This window comes from Paenarthrobacter sp. NPDC089988 (assembly GCF_044748465.1).
Taxonomy (GTDB): domain Bacteria; phylum Actinomycetota; class Actinomycetes; order Actinomycetales; family Micrococcaceae; genus Arthrobacter.
Genome location: NZ_JBIVGD010000032.1, coordinates 12,613 through 33,018 on the forward strand (window position 1 = coordinate 12,613; position 20,406 = coordinate 33,018).

Annotated in this window: 22 protein-coding genes, 7 tRNA genes and 1 riboswitch; of the genes, 7 read left to right on the plus strand and 22 right to left on the minus strand. The window is 63.1% G+C overall.

The genetic code is table 11. The features are described from left to right. Window positions 1–11 precede the first annotated feature (11 nt). The 5 genes from trpC to hisI all read right to left on the minus strand — a co-directional run bounded on the left by trpC (window position 12) and on the right by hisI (window position 3,908). Window positions 12–830 (minus strand): indole-3-glycerol phosphate synthase TrpC, encoded by an 819-nt coding sequence (trpC, locus tag ACIPV6_RS22605; protein WP_400273043.1) that lies wholly within the window; start codon window positions 828–830, stop codon window positions 12–14. A gap of 2 nt (window positions 831–832) precedes the next feature. Then, on the minus strand, window positions 833–1,105 hold the full coding sequence (locus tag ACIPV6_RS22610) for an HGxxPAAW family protein (protein WP_387436269.1): 273 nt from the start codon (window positions 1,103–1,105) through the stop codon (window positions 833–835). A 131-nt stretch (window positions 1,106–1,236) separates the two neighbouring features. After that, entirely contained in the window at window positions 1,237–1,842 is a 606-nt protein-coding gene (locus ACIPV6_RS22615; protein ID WP_400273044.1) for a Trp biosynthesis-associated membrane protein, read from the minus strand. After that, window positions 1,839–3,437 carry an anthranilate synthase component I gene (locus ACIPV6_RS22620; RefSeq protein ID WP_400273045.1) on the minus strand — a complete coding sequence of 533 codons (1,599 nt, stop codon included), beginning with the start codon at window positions 3,435–3,437 and terminating at the stop codon, window positions 1,839–1,841. Before ACIPV6_RS22620 ends, ACIPV6_RS22615 begins: the two co-directional genes overlap by 4 nt. Before the next feature lie 54 nt (window positions 3,438–3,491). After that, on the minus strand, window positions 3,492–3,908 hold the full coding sequence (gene hisI, locus ACIPV6_RS22625; protein ID WP_400273046.1) for a phosphoribosyl-AMP cyclohydrolase: 417 nt from the start codon (window positions 3,906–3,908) through the stop codon (window positions 3,492–3,494). An 89-nt stretch (window positions 3,909–3,997) separates the two neighbouring features. Here hisI and ACIPV6_RS22630 point away from each other — a divergent pair, with 89 nt between their 5' ends. Then, window positions 3,998–4,642, plus strand: coding sequence for a TIGR03085 family metal-binding protein (locus tag ACIPV6_RS22630; protein WP_400273062.1), 645 nt, complete (start codon window positions 3,998–4,000; stop codon window positions 4,640–4,642). A gap of 77 nt (window positions 4,643–4,719) precedes the next feature. On the opposite strand, the gene hisF is transcribed toward ACIPV6_RS22630, so the two are convergent. From hisF to ACIPV6_RS22715, 17 genes are all read right to left on the minus strand, one after another. Next, window positions 4,720–5,496: an imidazole glycerol phosphate synthase subunit HisF gene (gene hisF, locus ACIPV6_RS22635; protein ID WP_400273047.1), complete on the minus strand. Its 777-nt coding sequence runs from the start codon at window positions 5,494–5,496 to the stop codon at window positions 4,720–4,722. A gap of 28 nt (window positions 5,497–5,524) precedes the next feature. Further along, window positions 5,525–6,385, minus strand: coding sequence for an ATP phosphoribosyltransferase (gene hisG / locus ACIPV6_RS22640; RefSeq protein ID WP_397322754.1), 861 nt, complete (start codon window positions 6,383–6,385; stop codon window positions 5,525–5,527). Between the two features lie 109 nt (window positions 6,386–6,494). Continuing rightward, window positions 6,495–6,758, minus strand: a complete 264-nt coding sequence (locus ACIPV6_RS22645) for a phosphoribosyl-ATP diphosphatase (RefSeq protein WP_018778638.1) — start codon at window positions 6,756–6,758, stop codon at window positions 6,495–6,497. 108 nt (window positions 6,759–6,866) lie between these two features. Then, a complete protein-coding gene (gene ribH, locus ACIPV6_RS22650) occupies window positions 6,867–7,352 on the minus strand; it encodes a 6,7-dimethyl-8-ribityllumazine synthase (RefSeq protein WP_400273048.1) in 486 nt (161 codons plus the stop codon). A gap of 18 nt (window positions 7,353–7,370) precedes the next feature. Next, window positions 7,371–8,069, minus strand: a complete 699-nt coding sequence (gene ribA / locus ACIPV6_RS22655; protein ID WP_400273049.1) for a GTP cyclohydrolase II — start codon at window positions 8,067–8,069, stop codon at window positions 7,371–7,373. Continuing rightward, on the minus strand, window positions 8,066–8,776 hold the full coding sequence (gene ribB, locus ACIPV6_RS22660; RefSeq protein ID WP_400273050.1) for a 3,4-dihydroxy-2-butanone-4-phosphate synthase: 711 nt from the start codon (window positions 8,774–8,776) through the stop codon (window positions 8,066–8,068). The genes ribA and ribB overlap by 4 nt, the downstream gene beginning before the upstream one ends. Continuing rightward, window positions 8,773–9,447 (minus strand): riboflavin synthase, encoded by a 675-nt coding sequence (locus ACIPV6_RS22665; protein ID WP_400273051.1) that lies wholly within the window; start codon window positions 9,445–9,447, stop codon window positions 8,773–8,775. Before ACIPV6_RS22665 ends, ribB begins: the two co-directional genes overlap by 4 nt. After that, window positions 9,447–10,565, minus strand: a complete 1,119-nt coding sequence (gene ribD / locus ACIPV6_RS22670) for a bifunctional diaminohydroxyphosphoribosylaminopyrimidine deaminase/5-amino-6-(5-phosphoribosylamino)uracil reductase RibD (protein WP_400273052.1) — start codon at window positions 10,563–10,565, stop codon at window positions 9,447–9,449. The genes ACIPV6_RS22665 and ribD overlap by 1 nt, the downstream gene beginning before the upstream one ends. After that, a complete protein-coding gene (pnuC, locus tag ACIPV6_RS22675; RefSeq protein WP_400273053.1) occupies window positions 10,562–11,254 on the minus strand; it encodes a nicotinamide riboside transporter PnuC in 693 nt (230 codons plus the stop codon). The genes ribD and pnuC overlap by 4 nt, the downstream gene beginning before the upstream one ends. Window positions 11,255–11,342: 88 nt before the next feature. Further along, window positions 11,343–11,495: riboswitch (FMN riboswitch) on the minus strand. Window positions 11,496–11,574: 79 nt separating this feature from the next. Continuing rightward, on the minus strand, window positions 11,575–12,249 hold the full coding sequence (gene rpe / locus ACIPV6_RS22680; protein ID WP_400273054.1) for a ribulose-phosphate 3-epimerase: 675 nt from the start codon (window positions 12,247–12,249) through the stop codon (window positions 11,575–11,577). Between the two features lie 80 nt (window positions 12,250–12,329). Beyond that, window positions 12,330–13,892: an RsmB/NOP family class I SAM-dependent RNA methyltransferase gene (locus ACIPV6_RS22685; RefSeq protein ID WP_400273055.1), complete on the minus strand. Its 1,563-nt coding sequence runs from the start codon at window positions 13,890–13,892 to the stop codon at window positions 12,330–12,332. Then, complete coding sequence (gene fmt / locus ACIPV6_RS22690) at window positions 13,889–14,809, minus strand: methionyl-tRNA formyltransferase (protein WP_400273056.1); 921 nt, start codon at window positions 14,807–14,809, stop codon at window positions 13,889–13,891. The genes ACIPV6_RS22685 and fmt overlap by 4 nt, the downstream gene beginning before the upstream one ends. Next, on the minus strand, window positions 14,806–15,378 hold the full coding sequence (gene def / locus ACIPV6_RS22695; RefSeq protein ID WP_400273057.1) for a peptide deformylase: 573 nt from the start codon (window positions 15,376–15,378) through the stop codon (window positions 14,806–14,808). Before def ends, fmt begins: the two co-directional genes overlap by 4 nt. A 95-nt stretch (window positions 15,379–15,473) precedes the next feature. Beyond that, a complete protein-coding gene (locus ACIPV6_RS22700; protein WP_400273058.1) occupies window positions 15,474–16,358 on the minus strand; it encodes a cytochrome in 885 nt (294 codons plus the stop codon). Between the two features lie 82 nt (window positions 16,359–16,440). Further along, a complete protein-coding gene (locus tag ACIPV6_RS22705) occupies window positions 16,441–17,310 on the minus strand; it encodes a DNA adenine methylase (RefSeq protein ID WP_400273059.1) in 870 nt (289 codons plus the stop codon). An 8-nt stretch (window positions 17,311–17,318) separates the two neighbouring features. Next, on the minus strand, window positions 17,319–18,788 hold the full coding sequence (locus tag ACIPV6_RS22710; RefSeq protein WP_400273060.1) for a hypothetical protein: 1,470 nt from the start codon (window positions 18,786–18,788) through the stop codon (window positions 17,319–17,321). Between the two features lie 485 nt (window positions 18,789–19,273). Continuing rightward, window positions 19,274–19,348 (minus strand) — tRNA-Val (locus ACIPV6_RS22715). A gap of 261 nt (window positions 19,349–19,609) precedes the next feature. Between ACIPV6_RS22715 and ACIPV6_RS22720 the strand changes: the two genes are divergently transcribed. From ACIPV6_RS22720 to ACIPV6_RS22745, 6 genes are all read left to right on the plus strand, one after another. Next, window positions 19,610–19,682: transfer RNA gene (locus ACIPV6_RS22720), tRNA-Gly, on the plus strand. 45 nt (window positions 19,683–19,727) lie between these two features. Continuing rightward, window positions 19,728–19,798: transfer RNA gene (locus tag ACIPV6_RS22725), tRNA-Cys, on the plus strand. 38 nt (window positions 19,799–19,836) lie between these two features. Beyond that, window positions 19,837–19,911, plus strand: a tRNA-Val gene (locus tag ACIPV6_RS22730). Between the two features lie 57 nt (window positions 19,912–19,968). After that, a tRNA-Gly gene (locus tag ACIPV6_RS22735) sits at window positions 19,969–20,041 on the plus strand. A 24-nt stretch (window positions 20,042–20,065) separates the two neighbouring features. Continuing rightward, window positions 20,066–20,140: transfer RNA gene (locus tag ACIPV6_RS22740), tRNA-Val, on the plus strand. A 57-nt stretch (window positions 20,141–20,197) separates the two neighbouring features. Beyond that, a tRNA-Gly gene (locus ACIPV6_RS22745) sits at window positions 20,198–20,273 on the plus strand. The last annotated feature ends 133 nt before the right edge of the window (window positions 20,274–20,406 follow it).

The following is a 20,406-nucleotide window of genomic DNA, read 5'->3' on the forward strand; positions in this document are numbered from 1 at the left end:
CAGGTACTGCCTCAGTTCCTAACGGCGATGGCGGCAGCTCCAGCTGCCTTGAATTCAGAAATGCGTTCGCGGGGCGTCTGGTCGCTGACCAAAGCCTCGCCCACCAGGATGGCGTTCGCGCCGCTGGCCGCGTAGTGGCTGACATCGTCGGCGGTGCGCACGCCGGATTCGGCGACCACAACCGCCTCAGCCGGGATGAGTCCCGCCAGTGTCCCGAAAACCGAACGGTCGACGTCGAGCGTCTTGAGGTTGCGGACGTTGACCCCGATGATCCGGGCCTCAGCCGCGATGGCGCGTTCGATTTCCTGTTCCGTATGCGTCTCCACGAGCACGTTCATGCCAAGTTCGTGGCTCAGGGCGCTGTAGTCCGCCAGCTGGGCATCGGACAGCGCAGCCACGATCAGGAGGATAAGGTCCGCGCCGTGGGCCCGTGCTTCGTGGATCTGGTACTCGTCCACCGTGAAGTCCTTGCGCAACAGCGGGACATCGACGGCGGCCCGAACAGCATCGAGGTCGGCCAGGGAACCGCCGAAGCGGCGCTGCTCGGTCAGCACGCTGATCACGGAGGCTCCGCCATCCGCGTACTGGACGGCAAGGGATGCGGGATCGGAGATCGGCGCCAGGTCACCCTTGGAGGGACTGCGGCGCTTGATCTCCGCGATGACCTTGAGTTCATCGCGGCTGGCAGACGGACCACCCAGGGCGGCCCACGCGTCACGGGCCGGGCTCGCTGCTGCGATGCGGTCCTTGAGCTCTACCGGGGACACAAGCCGGCGGCGGGCCTCCATGTCCTCCTTGACGCCGGCAATGATGTCATCAAGAACGGTCACGATCAGTGGCCGTTGTTCTGCAGCTTGCTGCCGCCCACTCCGTAGCCGGCCTTGCGCATGGCCCAACCAACAATGAGGCCGATGACCATGACCACGATTCCGCCAATGAAGATCGGAGTGCTGGCGATCACGAAGGCGATGGAAGAAATCAGGGCGCCAACGAGCATCACAATGACGCAGGTCCAGGCAGCCGGGCTGTTGCCGTGACCGATGGCGTCGGCGTGGCTGGCCATCTTGGACTCTGCTTGGTTTGCGGACACAGTGGTTTTGCTCATGTGGAATCTCCTCGGGATGAATACTGCTTACATTCTGCCATTTATTGACGGCGGCCGGGACATCGTCCGACGTCAGGGCGAGCGTGTGCCCTTTTATTGCACGACGCCGGCCCGCAAGCGTGTTGGGCGGCTTACGTGGGGTCTTCCCCGCGGGAGAGGCTGTCCCAACTGTCGATCTCGTCAACCGGCCCGCTGCCACCGGCTACGCCGCTGGCCGCCTTGTCATACTTGGTGCGGCTCTTCCAGTAGCGGCCGGCGAAGGGCAGCATCACGGCGCACACCCCCAGGAAGGCCCCGGCCACGATCGCCACCACCGGGAACAACGTCGTGGCCACCTCTGCCTGGCCACCCGACACACCTGTTGCGCCGGCGATGGATCCCTGCGCGGCACCGAGAGGGTCACCCAGTACGGTCACGGCGGCCAGAATGATGCCCACGGCAGACAACGCGATGATGGCAGCAATGATCCAGCGGGCAATGCGGCCCGCGATGGACGCCGCCAGCCCACCTGCCAGGGAGACCAGCGCAAGCGCAGTCACCGCCGTGGCAGCTTTGTTCCCCTGTACCTGCAGATCGGCAGTGGAGGCCGTGGCGGGATCCAAGTGGACAGTGATCCAAGTCTGCGTGGTGGTTCCAAACACTGCGAAGGCCAGGAGGGTCGTCGCCAGCACCAGAGTGGATTTCCTGGCCCACCGTGGTTGGGTGGATGCCGCCTTGACGGGTGCCTTGGCCGTCATGAGGCGGGCGTCCCGCCGTCGAAGGTTCCGGCGTCCGAAGTTCCAGCGTCGGGGACGGTTTCCGCCGTGATGTTCTGCAGCGACCCAGCCGTGTGCACCGCACGCAGCGGGGCAGCGGCCTTGTTAACAGTTTCCAGGGCTTCGGATGGCTTGTGGGAATCGGCCACGATCCCGCCACCGGCCTGTACATAGGCACGACCCTCACGCAGGAGCGCCGAACGGATGGCGATAGCCATATCCATGTCGCCGGCAAAGTCCAGGTAGCCCACCACGCCGCCGTAGATGCCGCGGCGGTGCGGTTCAAGTTCATCCAGCAGGCGCAGGGCCCGCGGTTTGGGAGCGCCGGACAGGGTGCCCGCGGGGAAGGTCGCCTTGAGGACGTCGTACGCCTTCGCGTCAGGCGCCAACTCGCCAACCACCGTGGAGACCAGATGCATGATATGGCTGAAGCGCTCAACTTCCATGAACTGTGTGACGTCCACCGTTCCCGCGACGCAGACCTTGGAGAGATCGTTGCGGGAAAGATCCACCAGCATCAGGTGTTCGGCGCGTTCCTTCTGGTCCGCCAGGAGTTCGGTGGCCAATGCCTTGTCCGCCTCCACGGTCTTCCCACGGGGACGCGACCCGGCGATGGGGTGGGTGATGACTTCGCCCCCGGTCACAGTGACAAGTGCCTCGGGAGAGGACCCAACTATCGAGTATTCCCTGCCATCTGCATCTGCCAGGCTGAAGACGTACATGTAGGGGCTCGGGTTGGTGTTGCGCAGTACCCGGTAGACATCCAGCGGATCGGCGGCACATTCCATTTCGAAACGCCGCGATATGACCACCTGGAACACTTCCCCGTCAACGATCGCTTCCTTGCCGCGGTCGATCGCCTCCAGGTACTGGTTCTCGTCCCAGCGTTCCTGCACGCTGGACGCGAAGTCCAACGCAGCTGCTTCAAGAACGGAGACCGGCTGGGCCACGGGCGTGCTGACCTGTTCCAACATGGACTTCACGCGCGCCACGGCGTCATGCCACGCCTCATCCACGCGCTCGGTGCTGTTGTCGAAGTTGATGGCGTTGGCAATGAGCAGCACCGTGCCGTCCACGTTGTCATGGACGGCCATGTCCGTGACAAGGTTCAGGGCCATTTCCGGCAGGTGCAGATCGTCTTCCGGCGGCGTCGTCAGTCGTTCCCAGTGGCGCACGGCTTCCCAGCCCAGGAATCCAACCAGGCCGGACGTAAAGGGGGGAAGGCCCTCGAAACGGTCTGTCTGCAGGGCCGCGATGGTGTCCCGCACCGCTTCAACAGGGTTGCCGCCCACGGGGACGCCGACGGGAGGTTCGCCGATCCAGTGTGCCTGTCCGTCCTTGGTGGTCAGGGTTGCACGCGACTTGGCGCCGACAAACGAGTAGCGGGACCAGGCTCCTCCCACAGCCGCGGATTCCAGGAGGAAGGTACCCGGCTGGCCCTTGGCCAGCTTGCGGTACAGCCCGATCGGCGTCTCGGCGTCGGCCAGGACTTTGAGTCGGACGGGGATGACACGGCTGTGGACGGCGAGTTCACGGAACTCTTCCAGGCCCGGGCTGATGATTCCAAGGTCCTGCATGGCTATTCTTTCCGCCTTCGGTATGAGGTGGTTCGTCAGTAAAAGGGTGGGTGCCTAGTCGCGGTGACCCGTGACGACCGTGAAGTCACGCCCGTCGAAGCAGGTCCGGGTCCCGGTGTGGCAGGCAGCGCCCACTTGGTCCACACGGACCAGCAGGGCATCGCCGTCGCAGTCAAGGGCGACTGACTTCACGAACTGAACGTGCCCGGAAGTGTCGCCCTTGCGCCAGTACTCCTGGCGCGAACGGGAGTAGAACGTCACCCGTCCCGTGGTCATGGTGCGGCGAAGTGCTTCGTCATCCATCCAGCCCAGCATGAGGACCTCGTTGGTGTCGTGCTGCTGGATGATGGCGGCTACAAGACCGGCGGAATCGCGCTTCAGGGCGTCTGAGATCGCCGCTGGGAGGGTCTCTGCGGGGTCACTGGTGAGCTCCACGGCAGGAGTTGGGCTGGGTGCGGACTGCTCTGACATCAGATCAAGTCTAGTGCCTTTGGGAGACCCCGGTTTCTGCGGCGGTTCCACTGCGCAACAGAGCCCTGATCGTGCTAGTTTCACAAGTGATGCATTTCGTCGATCCTTCCCGTGAAGTACTGGCCGAAACCCTGCTGGCGGCCGGGCCTGACTCCCCCACGCTCTGCGAAGGGTGGCTCACCCGGGATCTCGCCGCGCACCTCTACCTGCGTGAACGCAAGGCGGCAGTAGGGCTGGGCCTCCTGATCCCCAGCCTTGGCAAGGCCTCTGACAAGGCCACGTCCAAGCTGGCGGCCAGGTTGAAGACCACAGACGAATACGCCGAACTGGTGAAGACGTTCAGGGCAGGCCCTCCGGCACTCTCACCCTTGAAGATCAAGGCCCTGGACGAAACGTCCAACCTCATCGAATATTTCGTGCACACGGAGGACATCCGCCGCGCCGGGGACCGCTGGGCACCCCGCGCCCTGGACGAGGCCTACTCGGATGCCCTGTGGGATGAACTGATTAAGCGGGCTGCCTACTTGTACCGCGGCGTGGACCTTGGCATCGTCCTTGTCCGCCCCACGGGACCCCGGCACGTTGCCAAACGGGCGCCCGTATCGGTGGCGATCGTCGGCGATCCCGGCGAGTTGCTGATGCACGCGCACGGCCGAACCAACCAGGCGCTGGTCACGTTCGAAGGCCAGCCGGACGCCGTCGCACTTTTGCAGTCAGCCGATATCGGACTCTAAGCACCAACGCGGGGACACTTCCGGCCCATCCCATCAGGGATGAAAGGCCGGAAGCGACCCCGCGTGGCTGTCTGTGCTCAGCGTACTTCGAAGCCCGCCGCACGAATGGCTGTCTTCACCTGGGCGATCATGTCATCCGGACCGAAGTGGAACACGGAGGCGGCCAGCACGGCGTCGGCTCCGGCTTCCACGGCAGGCGGGAAGTGGGCTGGCTCGCCGGCGCCGCCGGAAGCGATAATCGGAATATTTACCGCGGCGCGGACCAGGCGGATGAGCTCAAGGTCGAAGCCGTCCTTGGTACCGTCCGCATCGATCGAGTTCAACAGGATCTCGCCGACTCCACGGTCGGCCGCCTCCTTGGCCCAGGCGATGGCGTCGATTCCGGTCCCGGTACGACCGCCGTGGGTGGTCACTTCAAAACCGGACGACGTCGGGGGGTCGCCTTCGCGGGTCCGGCGGGCGTCCACCGACAACACAAGCACCTGCGAACCAAAGTGGCGCGTGATCTCGTCGATGACCTCGGGGCGTGCCACGGCAGCGGTGTTGATGGACGCCTTGTCCGCACCGAAGCGAAGCAGCTTGTCTACTTCGGCCACGCCACGCACCCCGCCACCGACGGTGAGGGGAATGAAGACTTCCTCGGCAGTCCTGCGCACGACATCGAAAGTCGTTTCCCGGTTGCCGGAGGAGGCGGTGACGTCGAGGAACGTCAGCTCGTCCGCTCCCCCATTGTCGTAGCGGTGGGCCAGTTCAACGGGGTCCCCGGCGTCGCGCAGGCCTTCGAAGTTGACGCCCTTGACCACGCGGCCGGCGTCAACGTCGAGGCAGGGAATAACGCGTACGGCTACAGCCATGTGCTGCTCCTCTGGTGATCGGGCCGGGTCAGATACGGCAAGCGTGGATGCTGCTGACCAGGATGGCGCGCGCGCCGAGGTCGTAGAGCTCGTCCATGATGCGGTTGGTTTCTTTCTTCGGAACCATGGACCGCACGGCAACCCATTCGGAGTCGCGCAACGGCGAAACAGTGGGCGATTCCAGTCCGGGGGTCAGCGCAGCGGCGTCTTCCACCAGGTCCTTGCGGATGTCGTAATCCATCAGCACGTACTGGCGTGCCACCAGGACACCCTGCAGGCGTCGGATCAGCACGTCGATTTCCTTCGCGGTGCCGTTGGCGGCGCCACCGGGTCCGGTGCGGCGGATCAGGACAGCCTCGGATCGCAGGATCGGATCGCCGAAGATTTCCATGCCCGCAGCCTTGAGGGTGTTGCCCGTTTCCACGACGTCGGCGATCGCATCGGCCACACCGAGGCGTACCGAAGATTCGACGGCACCGTCGAGGCGGACCACTGTGGCGTTGACACCGCGTTCGGCGAGGTAGTCGCGCAGGAGGCCGTCATAGCTCGTGGCCAGGCGCTTGCCTTCGAGCTGCTCGACGCCGGAAAAGTCACCGACCGGACCGGCGAACCGGAACGTGGAAGGGGCAAAGCCCAAAGGAAGCAGCTCTTCGGCTTCCACCTTGGCATCCAGCAGGAGGTCGCGGCCGGTAATACCTACATCAAGGGTTCCCTGTCCCACGTACACGGCGATGTCGCGGGGGCGAAGGAAGAAGAATTCGATGTCGTTGTCGGGATCAACCATCACCAGTTCGCGGCTGTCGCGACGCTGGCGGTAGCCGGCCTCGGACAACATGGCGGAGGCGGCTTCTGACAAGGATCCCTTGTTCGGGACTGCTACACGGAGCATGGAAAAGACTTTCTGTTTGGAAGGGAGGTTTCAGGCACACGGCCACGCGGGATTCTCCGGCTGGGGTGCCTCACCCATTGAGGTGGGCGAAGCAGGCGGAGTGGCGTGGCTAGAGATGCTTGTAAACGTCCTCCAGGCTGAGGCCCTTGGCGAGCATGAGGACCTGCAGGTGGTACAGCAACTGGGAGATTTCCTCGGCAGCGGCTTCGTCGGATTCGTACTCCGCGGCCATCCAGACTTCTGCGGCTTCTTCGACGACTTTCTTGCCGATGCCATGGATTCCGGAGTCCAGTTCAGCGACCGTGCGCGAACCTGCCGGGCGGGTCGCTGCTTTCTCACTCAGTTCTGCGAACAGCGTCTCGAAATTCTTCACGCCCTACAGACTACTTGCTTCGTGGCTGGCCCCGCTTGTTGGGGCGTTGCATGACGAAGGGGATGTGAGTGAACACACACCCACATCCCCTACCGGCAAGCAACGAAACTAGCTGAACTGCTTGAGGGTGACCGCAGTGGCCAGGGCCGCAGTGACTGCTTCGTGGCCTTTGTCCTCGGTGGAACCGGGAAGCCCGGCACGGTCCAGGCCCTGCTGTTCGGTGTCGCACGTGAGGACGCCAAAACCTACCGGCACGCCGGTGCGGACGCTCACGTCGGTCAGCCCGGAAGTGGCCGCCTGGCAGACGTAGTCGAAGTGCGGCGTGCCACCGCGAATGACCACACCGAGGGCAACTACGGCATCAAAATGCGGGGCCAGCCGGGCCGCTGCCACAGGCAGTTCGAAACTGCCGGGAACCCGCAGCACTGCGGGTTCGGCAACCCCGGCCTCCTTGGCGGCGCGGAGTGCGCCGTCCAGGAGGCCATCCATGATCTGGGTGTGCCAGCTGGCCGCAACAATGGCCAGCTTCAGTTGCGAGGTTTCCTCGGGGTTGAGGGTAGTGAGGTCGATGGTGGGCGCGCCGTGTCCGCTCATTGTTTGCTGTAAATCCGTTCAGTCTTGTTTGTTGTCGAAAGTGTGGGGGTTTGTGCCGTTGCCTGCAGGCTCGGTTTCGAGCGTCAGCAGGTGGTCCATCCGGTCTTTCTTGGTCTGCAGGTAGCGCAGGTTCTGCTCGCGGGACGGCACCTCTGTGGGCACCATTTCCACCACAGTGACGCCGGCCTGGGCCAGCCGGTTCTGCTTGTCCGGGTTGTTGCTGAGCAGCCGGACCTCGTGGAGGCCCATTTCTGCCAGGATCTGGGCAGCAGCGTTGTACGACCGGGCGTCAACGGGAAGGCCCAGCTGTTCATTGGCCTCCACGGTGTCGAATCCGGCTTCCTGCAGGGCGTAGGCCTTGATCTTGTTGGCCAGGCCAATGCCACGGCCCTCCTGACCGCGCAGGTACAGGAGCGTGCCGCCTTCCGCGTGGATCAGCTCCAGGGCAAACGCCAACTGCTCCCCGCAATCGCAGCGGTAGGAACCGAAGACGTCACCGGTCAGGCATTCCGAATGGAGCCGCACCAAAGGTGCACGACCGTCCGCTGGAGGGTTGGGCGAGCTGACCGCGAGGTGTTCAACCCCGGTTTCGTGGTCCGTCCATGCCTGGGCTACGAAATCACCGAAAGCGGTAGGCAATTGCACAATCGGCCCACCGGACACCGGATGGGGTGTGCGCTCCGAATCGCTGCTGCGTCGCGTCGTGGATGCCGTCATCGCTTCTCCTCGTCTGCCACCGAAATGTGTGCGTTGGGATTCTGTGCCCCTTCGGACTCTACCGCCTCCACGTATGCCACCAGGTCCTCGATCGAAATGAGGGGACATCCGTGCTCGGCGGCGAAGTCGCGCAGGCTGTCCAAGCGCATCATTTCGCCATCGTCGTGTACCAACTCAGCGATCACACCCACGGGAGCCAGGCCGGCCAGGCGGCACAAGTCCACTGCCGCTTCCGTGTGGCCGGGGCGTTCACGCACTCCTCCCTTAACCGCGCGGAGGGGGAAAATATGCCCGGGACGGGTGATGGCGGCCGGAGTGCTGCCCGGATCTGCGAGGATCCTTGCCGTCAATGCGCGGTCCGTGGCCGAAATACCGGTGCTCACGCCTTGGGCGGCATCGCACGAAACCGTGTATGCCGTGCCCTTTGCGTCCTCGTTGACGGCCACCATCTGCGGAAGGGCAAGAGCATCGGCCCGCGCGCCTTCGAGCGGCACGCAGATCACGCCGGATGAATAGCGGATGGTCCATCCCATCAGGGCAGGAGTGGCGTGCTGGGCCGCGAAGATAATGTCGCCTTCGTTCTCGCGGTCTTCGTTATCCACCACGATCACGGCCTTGCCCGCGGCCATGGCCACGATGGCTGCTTCGACGGGATCCAGGCCCTGGCGGTGGATGGTGTCCGGGGTGGTCTTGGCTGGCGTGCTCATCGCGCTGCCTCCTGTGTTGCCGCTGTGGTGTCGTCTCCTGCACGGTGCGCGGGGTTCCCCTGCGGGGCGAAGGAGAGCAGGCGTTCGGTGTACTTGGCCAGCACGTCCACTTCCAGGTTCACGTTCGCCCCGAGGGCCTTCGCGCCGAGGCCGGTTTCCTCAAGCGTGGTGGGGATCAGGCCCACTTCGAACCATGATTCCGGCGCCGCGGCAGGGCTGACAGCGGTGACGGTCAGCGAAACACCGTCGACGGCGATCGAACCCTTCTCGGCGATATACCGTGCCAGCGGGGCCGGGACGCCAAATCGCAGGCGGTCCCAATTGCCTTGGGCTTCCCGTTCCCGGAGTTCCCCAACGCCGTCCACGTGCCCTTGGACAACGTGTCCGTCGAGGCGGCCCCCTGCCGGGACACAGCGTTCAAGGTTAACGGAGTCGCCCGGAACCAACTGCCCGATTGTGGTTCGGACCAAGGTCTCCCCCATGACGTCCACACTGAACTCCTGGCCCTCAATTTGCGTAGCCGTGAGGCATACGCCATTGACAGCGATGGAGCCGCCCAACGGCAGGCCTTCGGCAGTGCTTGGCGCTTTCAAGCGCAGGGTGGCGCTGGTTTCGCCCTCGTGTTCGATGGCCAGGACAGTGCCCTGCTCGGCGACGATTCCGGTAAACATCAGTGTCCTCCTGAGACATATTCCGCGGCTTCACTGCCGGGAGGGAAATTCGGGGTTGTGTTGGTGGCAGGCCGGGTTGGCCGCAGGTGCAGCCGCAGGTCGTTGCCCAAGGTGCGGACGGAGCCGCGTCCGGCTTCGTCCCAGGCCCAGTGCTGGGCGTCGGCCAGAGTAGAGATGCCCAGGTCGTGAAGGGCCGGCGTCCCGGAGCCCAGCAGGGTGGGGGCCAGGTAGACGATCAGCTCGTCCACCAGTCCCGCCGCCAGGAAGGTGCTCAGGATGCTCGATCCGCCTTCCACCATGACGTGTCGCACGCCATGTTCGAACAGCAGGGAGAGTGCTTCGGCGGGGTCGCGGGTCGGCAAGTGGAGGAACCGTCCATCCGTCCCCCGGACCGCCGCGTCGTCAGGAACATCCCGTTGACCCATAACCACCCGCAGCGGTTGGCGGCCGGAGAGGCCACCGTCTGAATCGCGGGCGGTGAGGCGGGGGTTGTCGATCAGGACCGTGCCTGTGCCCACCAGGATCGCATCGATCAGTCCCCGCAAGCTGTGGTTGTCGGCCAGGGATTCTGGGCTCGAAATCCACTGGCTGGTTCCGTCCGCCGCCGCAATGCGGCTGTCCAATGTCTGTGCGATGTGCAGGGTGACGAACGGACGCTTGGCGGCAACGGCGTCGAACCATTCCCTGTTGAGCTGGAGCGCCTCGGCCCCTGCCAGCCCGGAGTCAACCTCCACGCCGGCGGAGCGAAGTGTCCGGGCGCCGCCGGCGGCGGGATCATGGGGATCGTCGACGGCATAGATGACCCGGGCAATGCCCGCCGCGATGATCGCCTGGGCGCACGGTCCGGTACGTCCTACGTGGTTGCACGGTTCCAAGGTGACCACCATGGTGGTCCCGGCCAGGTCCACTCCCTGCTTGCGGGCTTCATGGATGGCGTCCGCCTCGGCATGCGCCGTACCGGCACCCCGGTGGTAGCCAACAGCCAACTGCTCTCCCGCCGGGCTGAGGATGACGGCACCCACCAAGGGATTGGCTCCCCGGGGGCCTTCCAATGCTGCGGCCAGGGCGGCGTCCATGGCCGCGTGCTCGGCGTCGCTGAAATCAGGGGAACCGGTCATGACACCGCTCCCGCCGTCGACTGGATCCTTGGCGTTACTGCGCGTTCGCGCTTGTCAGCCCGCCACCACACGAAGAATCCGGCCAGGGTGAAGAAGCCATAGAACAGGTACATCACGGCGCTTGCGTAGTAACCCGCACTGAACAGCAGGGGCACCCCTACAATGTCCACCGCAACCCAGATCAGCCAGAACTCGGTCCAGCCGCGGGCCATGCCATAAGTAGCCAGGAGGGATCCCATGAACGTCCAGGCATCGGCCCAAACAGGCGGGTACGAACCCAGGGCATCGAACAAGGGAGTCAGCGCTGCCGTACCGGCCACCATGGCGCCGACCAGGGCGATACGGACCTTGGGGCTTGCCCATCCGGGGACAATGGCGCGACCGGCAATGCCGGATTTGCGGCCTTGCTGCCACCGGTACCAGCCATAAACGGCGACGGCGATGAACATCAGTTGGCGGGCGGCCTGCCCCCACAGGGTCGCCGGCGCGGCGGCGCCGAAGACGTTGCCCAGGAACACGGTCAGCAGCAGGATGTTGCCAAGAATGCCCACGGGCCAGGCCCAGACTTTACGGCGCATTCCGCCGAGGGCGCTTGCGAGCCCAAAAATGTTGCCAAGCACTTCGCGTAGAACAAGCGCAGATCCTCCAACGGGAATCTGTGCTTCGAAGAGCCATCGCAGAAAATCCATGCCGTTCCTTCCCAGTCAGCCGCGATGGCTCCGGGGGTGTACGACAGAGCACGACCGGAACGTCCTATTGGACGCACACGGCGTGACTGTACGTGCTTCTCCCATCCAGACTTTAACTGTCGGTACCGGAATTCCACCGGTTCAACCGTCTGCCTCCGGTATCCATGGCTGGATTCCCTTGGCGCGCGGGTCGCGGACTATGACCGCCGGTTCGGACTTACACCGACCCCGGAGCACGTATATGTGTGTTGATATTCTGCCACAACCTTGAAGATGGCCGGACTATTCCCGGCCATCTTCGTAACATCCGGTAGCGGACGTCACCGAGTGGCTTGGCCGGCTTTCGAGCCGGCTGTCCGGAGCCGGTCAATGGCGGCCGCCGGATCTTCGTGGCCGTAGACGGCCGAGCCGGCTACGAAGACATTGGCGCCTGCTTCGGCAGCGCGCACAATGGTCTCCTCCGTGATACCGCCATCAACCTGGATGGCGACGCCGAGGCCCGAGCCGTCCACGGCCGCGCGGGCCCGGCGGATCTTCGGCAGGGTGACGTCCAGGAAGGCCTGGCCGCCAAACCCCGGTTCCACGGTCATGATCAGGAGCATGTCCAGTTCACTGAGCATGTCCAGATACGGCTCCACCGGCGTGGCGGGCCGCAGCGCCATGCCTGCCTTTGCCCCGCGGGCCCGCAGTTCGCGCGCGAGCTTCACCGGGGCCATCGCCGCCTCGGCGTGGAAGGTCACTGAGGCAACACCGGCGTCTGCGTAGGCAGGTGCCCAGCGGTCGGCGTCGGAAATCATCAGGTGCGCGTCCAGCGGCACGGGGCTGACGGCCTGGATCCGCTGCACGACGGGCAGGCCCAGTGTCAGGTTGGGGACAAAATGGTTGTCCATGACATCCACGTGCACTGCGTCCGCAGTGCCGATGCGCTGGAGTTCGGCCTCGAGGTTGACGAAGTCCGCGGAGAGGATGCTCGGGTTGATACAGCACTGGGACAAGGAATTTCCCCTTCGATGTTGTAATGGACTGGCGCGTGCGGGCGGCGGACCGGGTGAGGTCCGCTACCCGCAGGAGCCGGCTACGGCTTCTTGCGGATCAACGCCAGGAACATGGCGTCGGTCTGGTGGACGTGCGGCCAAAGCTGCGCCGTCAATTCGTGGCCGGCGCCCAAATGGCCGGTGAGGCTCACAGCGTCAAGTGCCTTGCCGGCGTCGAGCAACTCAAGATCCGCGCGCTTGGCCATGACATCCCCGACGACGGCGGTTGTTTCCGCGGGGTGCGGCGAGCACGTGACGTACCCCACCACTCCGCCGGGCTTCACGGCGTCGATGGCCGAGTTCAAGAGTTCCCGCTGGAGCGGACCCAAGTCGGCCACATCCTTGGGGGCGCGGCGCCAACGCGACTCGGGGCGCCGGCGAAGGGCGCCAAGTCCACTGCAAGGAACGTCCACCAACACCCGGTCAAAGGATCCGGGCTGTTCGGAGCCCACTTCCCTGCCGTCACCGGTCCGGACTGTCCACGAGTCCTGGGGAACCGCGGACAAAGCCTGTTGGACCAGCTTGGCGCGGTGCGGCGCGGGTTCGTTCGCCAGCAGGGTTGCTCCACCCTGGTAGGCCAATGCAGCCAACAACGCCGCCTTGCCTCCTGGTCCCGCGCAGAGGTCCAGCCAACGCTCGCTACCAGCTGATCCGGTGTCCACAACGGCGTCCGCCACAGCACGGGCAACCAGCTGTGATCCAACGTCCTGGACCCGCGTGGTCCCCGCACGGACGGATTCGAGCCTGCCGAGGTCGCCACCGGACGAAAGCGCGGAGCCTTCCACCAGTTCGCCCGGGGTGGCGCCCAGTTCGAGTGCTTCGTCCAGGCTGCCTACGCCTGGCAGCGCCACGAGGTTAACCACCGGCGCGGCGTTGTCCGCCTCCAGCAGGGATTCGATCTCGGATACGGGCCGGCCGTGGTTCACCAAGGACTGGCGCAACGCCCGGACGATCCACTCCGGGTGGGCGTGGCGCAGCGCCGCGACCTTGGTCGCATCGCCTTCCTTGTCCAGCAGCATGTCCAGCCACTCCTGCAGCGAGCGGGCAGTCACTTTTCGAAGGACGGCGTTAATGAGCGACGACGGTCCGGCACCGATCACGGCACGGGCCAGGCCCACTGTCTGGTCCAGGGCCGCATGGGCCGGTACGCGCATGGACAGCAACTGGTGTGCGCCGATCCGGAGGGCATCAAGGATGGCGGGGTCGAGTTGCTCCAGGGGACGGTCGACGCAACGGGCCAGGATGGCGTCGTAGGTGCCTTGGCCCCGCAAAGCCCCGTAACTTAGTTCGGTAGCGAAGCCGGCATCCCTGCGGTCCAGCCGGTGTTCGCGGATGCGCGCCGGGAGGACCAGATTGGCGTAGGCGTCCTCCGAAGCAACGGCCCGAAGCACCTCGAAGGCAACCAAACGGGCCGGATCCGCCCGCCTGGTGCGCTGCGACGGGGTACTCGAGGAGAACCCCTTCTGCGGACCCCTGTTCCGTTCCCGGCCCTGGGCGTTGCGCTTGCTGTCGCCGCGGGGACCTTGTTTCCCCGATGCGGCTTGGCTCCGGCGGCCATCCCGGTTTCCGCCGCTGTTGGGGCCTCGGCGGCCTGACTCACTCATTCAAAAACCACTTTCCCGCCTGCTGCCAAGCCGCGGGCCCAGTCGGCCGGCGGCATCATTTTCTTTCCTGCGGGCTGGATGCGGCCCAGTTCAACGGCATGGGAGCCCGTGCCTACCAGGACAGACTTACCTTCAGCACGGACCACGCCGGGATCCAGGTCCCTGACGTCGGGACGCAAGGACACCGGTTCCAGCTTGATCCGCTGGCCTTCCAGGGTGGTCCACGCGCCCGGCTCGGGGGTGACCCCACGGGACCGCCGCTGCAAAGCAAGGGCTGGCTGGTGCCAGTCCAGTTTGCCGTCCTCCAGTGTGAGTTTTGGCGCCAAGGAGATGTCGCCTGATTGAGCTTGTGGGGCTGCCTGGCCGGCGTCGATAGCGGACAGGGTCTGGCATAACAGCACAGCACCGCTGTCGGAGAGCCGGCCCAGGAGATCACCGGCGGTATCGTCGTCGCGAACCGTTTCGGTCAGGGTTCCGAAGACCGGGCCGGTGTCCAGCCCCTCCTCCAAACGGAAGGTGGCGGCGCCCGTAACATCATCGCCCGCAATAATGGAGCGCTGTACCGGCGCAGCGCCCCGCCACGCAGGAAGCAGCGAGAAATGGAGGTTCACCCAACCATGGGTCGGCACTTCCAAGGCTGCCCGGGGAACTATGCCCCCGTAGGCCACAATGGCGGCGACGTCCGGTGCGATAGCGGCTATTTCCGCCGTGACCTCAGCGTCCACTTTCGCTGCCCGGATCACCTCGATACCAAGTTCTTCAGCACGGGCCGCCACGGGCGAGGGGGTAAGCACCCGCTTGCGTCCCAGCGGCGCGTCCGGCCGGGTCAGTACGGCCACAACATCGAATCCCGCGTTCACCAAAGCGTTAAGGGAAGGAACAGCAACCGCCGGCGTACCGGCGAACAGGACCCTCACTCCGGAATCCCGAAGCTGCCGCCACCAAAGCTGGAACCCACTGAAGTGGCCCGCTTGGAAGTGGTCTGCTCAGTAACCGCGTGGTAGTTGCCGTTGCGGATGGCCCGCAGTGCGGCTTTGCGGTCCTCACCTTCCAAACGGTCGGTGTACAGGACTCCGTCCAAATGGTCGTTCTCATGTTGGAAACAGCGCGCCAGCATTCCCTCGGCCTCCACCGTGACCGGATTGCCGTTGAGATCCACGCCGGTGACCGTGGTGGCGCGGTGGCGGCGAACCGGGAAGCCAAGTCCTGGAATGGACAGGCAACCCTCAACCTCATCCGGCTGGAAGTCTTCGCTGTTGTCCAGGACAGGATTGATGATGTGTCCCTCTGCCCCGCCGATGCGGTAGGTGAAGACCCGCAGGCTCACGCCCACTTGCGGGGCTGCCAGGCCTGCGCCGTCAACATCTTCCATGGTGTCCATCATGTCTGCTACCAGCTTGGCGAGTTCCGGTCCGAAGTCGGTGACGGGATCCGCCACGGTGCGCAACACCGGATCCCCGATGATTCGGATACTCAAAATTGCCATCTGCTGTCAGTCCTCACGATCGTCTGCCTCTGGTCCGGATGCTGCGGAGCCTTAGCCAGTTTAGTTGAGAGGAAGGATCAGGAGCTTGGTCCGGCTTAGTTGCCTGCGGCGCCGACACCGATCCTGACGCCGGAGGCGGGAAGGGGTGGCGGTGCGATCGGCAGAAGGGCCTGACCGGCGGCCGAGACATCGGCGGACATTTCCCAGACCCGCCGCAAGGCGCAGAACTTCCACCAGTGGTGTTTCAGGACCTCAGGGTTGGCCCGCTGCGGACGCACCTCCGTTTCGCCGATTGCGACGGCCAGGAGCATGGGGTCCTGACCAAACTTCCATTGTTCCCACTCCCCCGCCACGGGATCCACCAGACTTTCCTCGGCCTTCATGCCCGCCACCAACTGCATGACTACCTTGTCATCGAGGGCTTTGACGGTGCCGTCCCGGGAGGTTCCCTTGGTCTTGTAGTCAATCAGGCAAATGCGGCCGTTGATCCTGGCCACCAGGTCCAGTGTTCCGGCGTAGCCCACGCTCTTGTTCCACACGGTAATTTCCGGGGCAAGGGGCTCAACGCCGTACAGCTCCCACCAGTCGTCGAACCTTGCGGCAAAGGCCTGCTCACCGTTGGCCGCGAGTTCGTCCCTGCACTCCTGCATGCGGTGCGGGCGTCCCAGGGCGCGCAGTGCCACCTGCTCACAATAGGTATGGACACGGTCCCCGCGTGCGGCAGCCTCGTCCCGGTACGTTTCCGCGGCCTTCGACGCCTTATTCACTGCCTGCCTGATCCGGGCGGGGCTCCCGATGAGCGCGGGCAATTCCGGATCGGCCGCCAGGCTGCTTGCTCCCATGAAACTGAACCAGCCGTCCAGGGAGTGCGCCTGCTGCGCAATGACAGTTGTTATGGAAGGCACCGAAAACTGTTCCGTGGTGGAACGGGCGTACATTCGGCCGTAGTCAGTAGCGTGGGCAAGCAGTGGAGCGGTCATACAAAGACTCTGACACAGAGCACCGACAGAATCCTCCTCCACATAGGCCCCGCTGCTTCAAGACGGCCCCATCAACCGGAACCTATGCCAGCCAAGCCGCCTCTGATCGCGCAGTAATCTGCATGTCTGGGACGATCAGGTCTTTGCTGAACACAACATATTCTTTGCCTATGTGCTGCACTTGGGCCGTATGAGAGATACCGAACTCGGCGCATCGCTGGTCCGAGTAGAGGACTTCACTGATTCGCGGATCGGAATCATAGGTCAGAACCCATGGAAGGCGAATTTCGGCGAGTTGCGTTGCCAAGTTCAAGTGTGCGGATTCAGAGTAAGCGTGCAGGTATAGGTCATCGCCCTGAACGAGATACGGTGGATCAACGTATGCAAGGAGCTCAGATCCAAACGACTCAAGGCTCCACAGGAAATCGCTGGCATCCATTTGCGTCACCTGGACGCTCGCCGCGTAAGAACGCAATAGACGTATTCTGGCCACAAGGTCCACTTTGTTAAAACGAGCATCAATCTTCCATCGACCTGCTTGGTCAAGCCCGCCGATGGGTCTTGCCGTTAGAATCCCCGAGCGGTTTGTTCGATTGAGGTAGAACGTGGCAAAACCCAAGTCGAGATCACTATGCCCGGCCGGGGAATCATACACTTCTCGAGCAGCCCACCACTCGGGCACATCGATAGGTGAAGTCATTACGCGTTCGATGAAGGATCCCGTGTCGAAGAACACACAGCGCCAAAAGGCTGCGATTCCAGGGTTGATGTCATTTATGTGCAGGTACTGAATTTTTCCCGAATGGAGAAGATGCAGTCCCGCACCAGCACCGCCAGCGAAGGGCTCAGCATAGTGATTGACTGGTTGTTTCTGGGCATCAATCAAGCGCCCAAAATAGGGAGCTAGCTTCGCCTTGCCGCCCGGATACCTAAGAGGAGATAAGAACCGCATGGTGACTACTATGCCCGCCGATTCCCGGGATGGCCACTACGTAGGTTTGCACTCATCGACTGCAAAAACGGGGTAAACAACTGAGAGATATGTCGGACCTCACTCGGACCTGGCGTGGCAATCGTATCGTGAACGAAATCGTGCATAGACCTGACGGCAAGGCCCTTGGTGCCTTGGTCTATGCTCCTAAACACTAAGTGAAGTTCCCTTCTGGCCCGATGCTCATCCTGAACTTCCGGATCCAGCCGAGTGAGCGCAGATCTGATGTCCTGCCAAAGCGCCTTACGCGGCGCGATCTGGTGTCGCTCAAGAAACTCCATTGTGCAAAGTTCCACGACGACACGAGCCAAAATACCCGCCACGTCAAACGTAGGGTCCAAACGAACCCTGCTCGCATTCAGACCGAGCTGCTGGAGCCGTGGATTGAAGCCACTGAAGTCAACGGAGCTGAAGAGGTACTGCTCAACGCTCATCCCACGATGCGGAATACTAGGCGGAGGAGCGGTGTATGCCGGCTCATTGGGAATACCCGCCGCCGCAGATGACCTAGCGGGCGATTCAGATGTGACTGCGACTGCTTCCCCAACTGGTTGACCTATCTTGGGGACTCTCCTCGGGTCGATTTCGGGATGCATCGACTTGAAGGCCATGATGTAATCAACGCGGTCCTGTTTGTGATTCAACTGCCGAGACCAGGATTTTTGTCCACTCTTGGTATCCCTTGGAGTTGACAAATCTTGCAGCACCTTAAGGATCAGGCCCCTAGCATCGTCCGGGTTTGCCACCAGATGCATTTCACCATCCTTCACATGAAGACCCATTGCATGAACGACCTCGGAAGTGATCAGTAATCTCCCGAGCGTGGTGTATTGGCTCTCTTGCACAAGCCTGAGGGCATCCAGCAGTTCCGTGTCACCGGAGTAGGCGGTGCGGATGCAATCGACAAATTGCTCCTCCCGACGACGCCGCCGACCTTGTCGGGCACTGAACCGACCTGCTTGAGCGGAGGACCATCCCGATACGCCAACACCATCGTTTGATCCAGTGTGCCGAAGATGGATCCATGGATTCGCCTCCTCGCGCCCGCCGAAGGGCGTGCATAACATTTGGAGTGGAACGGGGTGCGACGATCCCGACGCCAACTGCTCAAATCGACGCTTTGCATTGCGGTCGTCAGACAGAGACGGATCCAGCAACAATTTGAGGCACGTAAGCCTTCTGTTGCCCTCCACCACAACATTTTTCCGACGTTCCTTGACCACCATCGGGAGCTCAGTCGGATTGAGATGTCCTGTCGCCATGATGCTGGCAGCGAGTGCATAGAGCTTGTTCTTGTCGAGATTAATCATTCGGTTGATCGCTTCTCGTTGTGATTCCGCAGGATCTTCGAACCGCGGGTTGGTTAGATCCAGCTGGAGCGAACTCACACGAAACAACTTTGGCTTCGGCTGTTCGGCGCTCTCAACCCGGTCGGCCATGCTTCTCCCCCTATTACCGCCAGCCCTTTCGGCGGCGTCTCGTCACAAGTCTAAGAGTCGGGGGACGTCCTGCAGCAACCTGGGTTCGAAACGCCTATCGGGCCCATCGCGCCGACAGTGTCTGCCGCCCATCGAGCAGCACTCTCGGGCGAAACTCTTCCCTGAGATCACCCCATTTGGGAGGTTTCCCTCTACGAGGGCCACAGTCACCGAGGACCGACGGAAGTATCTGGCGGAATGATTGTCGTCAGCTTCGTCGTCAGCGTTGTCAGTTTGAGGCCAGGATAGGAGCTTGAGTGCCAATTCCGCCAATGGTCCGGACGGCTCAAAAGAGGTCCCAATCCGCTCTGCTTCTTCCTCTCCACCCATGCACGGGGTATGCCTGCACAGCGGTTCGTAAAGTAGAACGGGCACATAATTCCGAGACGATGGTCAGATGACGAAAGAACCCCTCCGGACTGGATACCAGTCCGGAGGGGTTCTGCTGGTGGGCGATACTGGGTTCGAACCAGTGACCTCTTCGGTGTGAACGAAGCGCGCTACCACTGCGCCAATCGCCCGGGTGCTCGTGCATCAACTGCCCGGTGCATATAGAAGACTAGCCCACGCTGCCGGGAATGCAAAACGGGTCGGCCAGCTTGAACTACATGTGTGGAATTACAGCAGTGGAAGTCCCAATATTCCCCGCAAATTCAAGGATCCAGCCCCCATTGCCGGGAACTCGGCGAGCTCGATTTGGAGTTTGCTGGAACCTCCTATAGAGTTTTTACTCGTCGGAAAGCGACGGAATGCCTGAAGGGCGGTCCGGAGCGACCCACAATGCGGACGTAGCTCAGCTGGTAGAGCACCACCTTGCCAAGGTGGATGTCGCGAGTTCGAATCTCGTCGTCCGCTCGCAAGGCACTGTCAGGCATGAATTCCCCGGAATCCTGCTTACACGGTGGGTTGGCCGAGAGGCGAGGCAGCGGCCTGCAAAGCCGTATACACGGGTTCGAATCCCGTACCCACCTCGGTGAAAACCATGCCTTCCAGGTCATTCTGGATGCATGGGCGATTGGCGCAGCGGTAGCGCGCTTCCCTGACACGGAAGAGGTCACTGGTTCGATCCCAGTATCGCCCACCAAAACAAGGCAACTTGTTTGTTGTTGGAAGCCCGGTAGCAACCAGGCAAACAACATGTGCGGACGTAGCTCAGCTGGTAGAGCACCACCTTGCCAAGGTGGATGTCGCGAGTTCGAATCTCGTCGTCCGCTCTCCTTATCAAAGGACCCGGCAACGGGCGATTGGCGCAGCGGTAGCGCGCTTCCCTGACACGGAAGAGGTCACTGGTTCGATCCCAGTATCGCCCACCAAAACGAGGCAACTTGTTTGTTGTTGGAAGCCCGGTAGCAACTAGGCAAACAACATGTGCGGACGTAGCTCAGCTGGTAGAGCACCACCTTGCCAAGGTGGATGTCGCGAGTTCGAATCTCGTCGTCCGCTCCACGGAAAAGCAGCTCCTCGGAGCTGCTTTTTTGGGTTAGTAGGACAAAACGTGTGTAAATCCCGGGTGTGTCAGGCTCGTCCGGCCCATCCGGTGCGGTGCCAAAGGCCTTCGTCGGGGCTGAGGCCGGAGCTG

Bases quoted from the DNA above. Each gene is read 5' to 3' on its own strand.
- ACIPV6_RS22610 (WP_387436269.1), bottom strand. From the start codon at position 1,105: ATGAGCAAAACCACTGTGTCCGCAAACCAAGCAGAGTCCAAGATGGCC.
- ACIPV6_RS22615 (WP_400273044.1), bottom strand. From the start codon at position 1,842: ATGACGGCCAAGGCACCCGTCAAGGCGGCATCCACCCAACCACGGTGG.
- ACIPV6_RS22620 (WP_400273045.1), bottom strand. From the start codon at position 3,437: ATGCAGGACCTTGGAATCATCAGCCCGGGCCTGGAAGAGTTCCGTGAA.
- hisI (WP_400273046.1), bottom strand. From the start codon at position 3,908: ATGTCAGAGCAGTCCGCACCCAGCCCAACTCCTGCCGTGGAGCTCACC.
- ACIPV6_RS22630 (WP_400273062.1), top strand. From the start codon at position 3,998: ATGCATTTCGTCGATCCTTCCCGTGAAGTACTGGCCGAAACCCTGCTG.
- hisF (WP_400273047.1), bottom strand. From the start codon at position 5,496: ATGGCTGTAGCCGTACGCGTTATTCCCTGCCTCGACGTTGACGCCGGC.
- hisG (WP_397322754.1), bottom strand. From the start codon at position 6,385: ATGCTCCGTGTAGCAGTCCCGAACAAGGGATCCTTGTCAGAAGCCGCC.
- ribH (WP_400273048.1), bottom strand. From the start codon at position 7,352: ATGAGCGGACACGGCGCGCCCACCATCGACCTCACTACCCTCAACCCC.
- ribA (WP_400273049.1), bottom strand. From the start codon at position 8,069: ATGACGGCATCCACGACGCGACGCAGCAGCGATTCGGAGCGCACACCC.
- ribB (WP_400273050.1), bottom strand. From the start codon at position 8,776: ATGAGCACGCCAGCCAAGACCACCCCGGACACCATCCACCGCCAGGGC.
- ACIPV6_RS22665 (WP_400273051.1), bottom strand. From the start codon at position 9,447: ATGTTTACCGGAATCGTCGCCGAGCAGGGCACTGTCCTGGCCATCGAA.
- ribD (WP_400273052.1), bottom strand. From the start codon at position 10,565: ATGACCGGTTCCCCTGATTTCAGCGACGCCGAGCACGCGGCCATGGAC.
- pnuC (WP_400273053.1), bottom strand. From the start codon at position 11,254: ATGGATTTTCTGCGATGGCTCTTCGAAGCACAGATTCCCGTTGGAGGA.
- ACIPV6_RS22685 (WP_400273055.1), bottom strand. From the start codon at position 13,892: ATGAGTGAGTCAGGCCGCCGAGGCCCCAACAGCGGCGGAAACCGGGAT.
- def (WP_400273057.1), bottom strand. From the start codon at position 15,378: ATGGCAATTTTGAGTATCCGAATCATCGGGGATCCGGTGTTGCGCACC.
- ACIPV6_RS22700 (WP_400273058.1), bottom strand. From the start codon at position 16,358: ATGACCGCTCCACTGCTTGCCCACGCTACTGACTACGGCCGAATGTAC.
- ACIPV6_RS22705 (WP_400273059.1), bottom strand. From the start codon at position 17,310: ATGCGGTTCTTATCTCCTCTTAGGTATCCGGGCGGCAAGGCGAAGCTA.
- ACIPV6_RS22710 (WP_400273060.1), bottom strand. From the start codon at position 18,788: ATGGCCGACCGGGTTGAGAGCGCCGAACAGCCGAAGCCAAAGTTGTTT.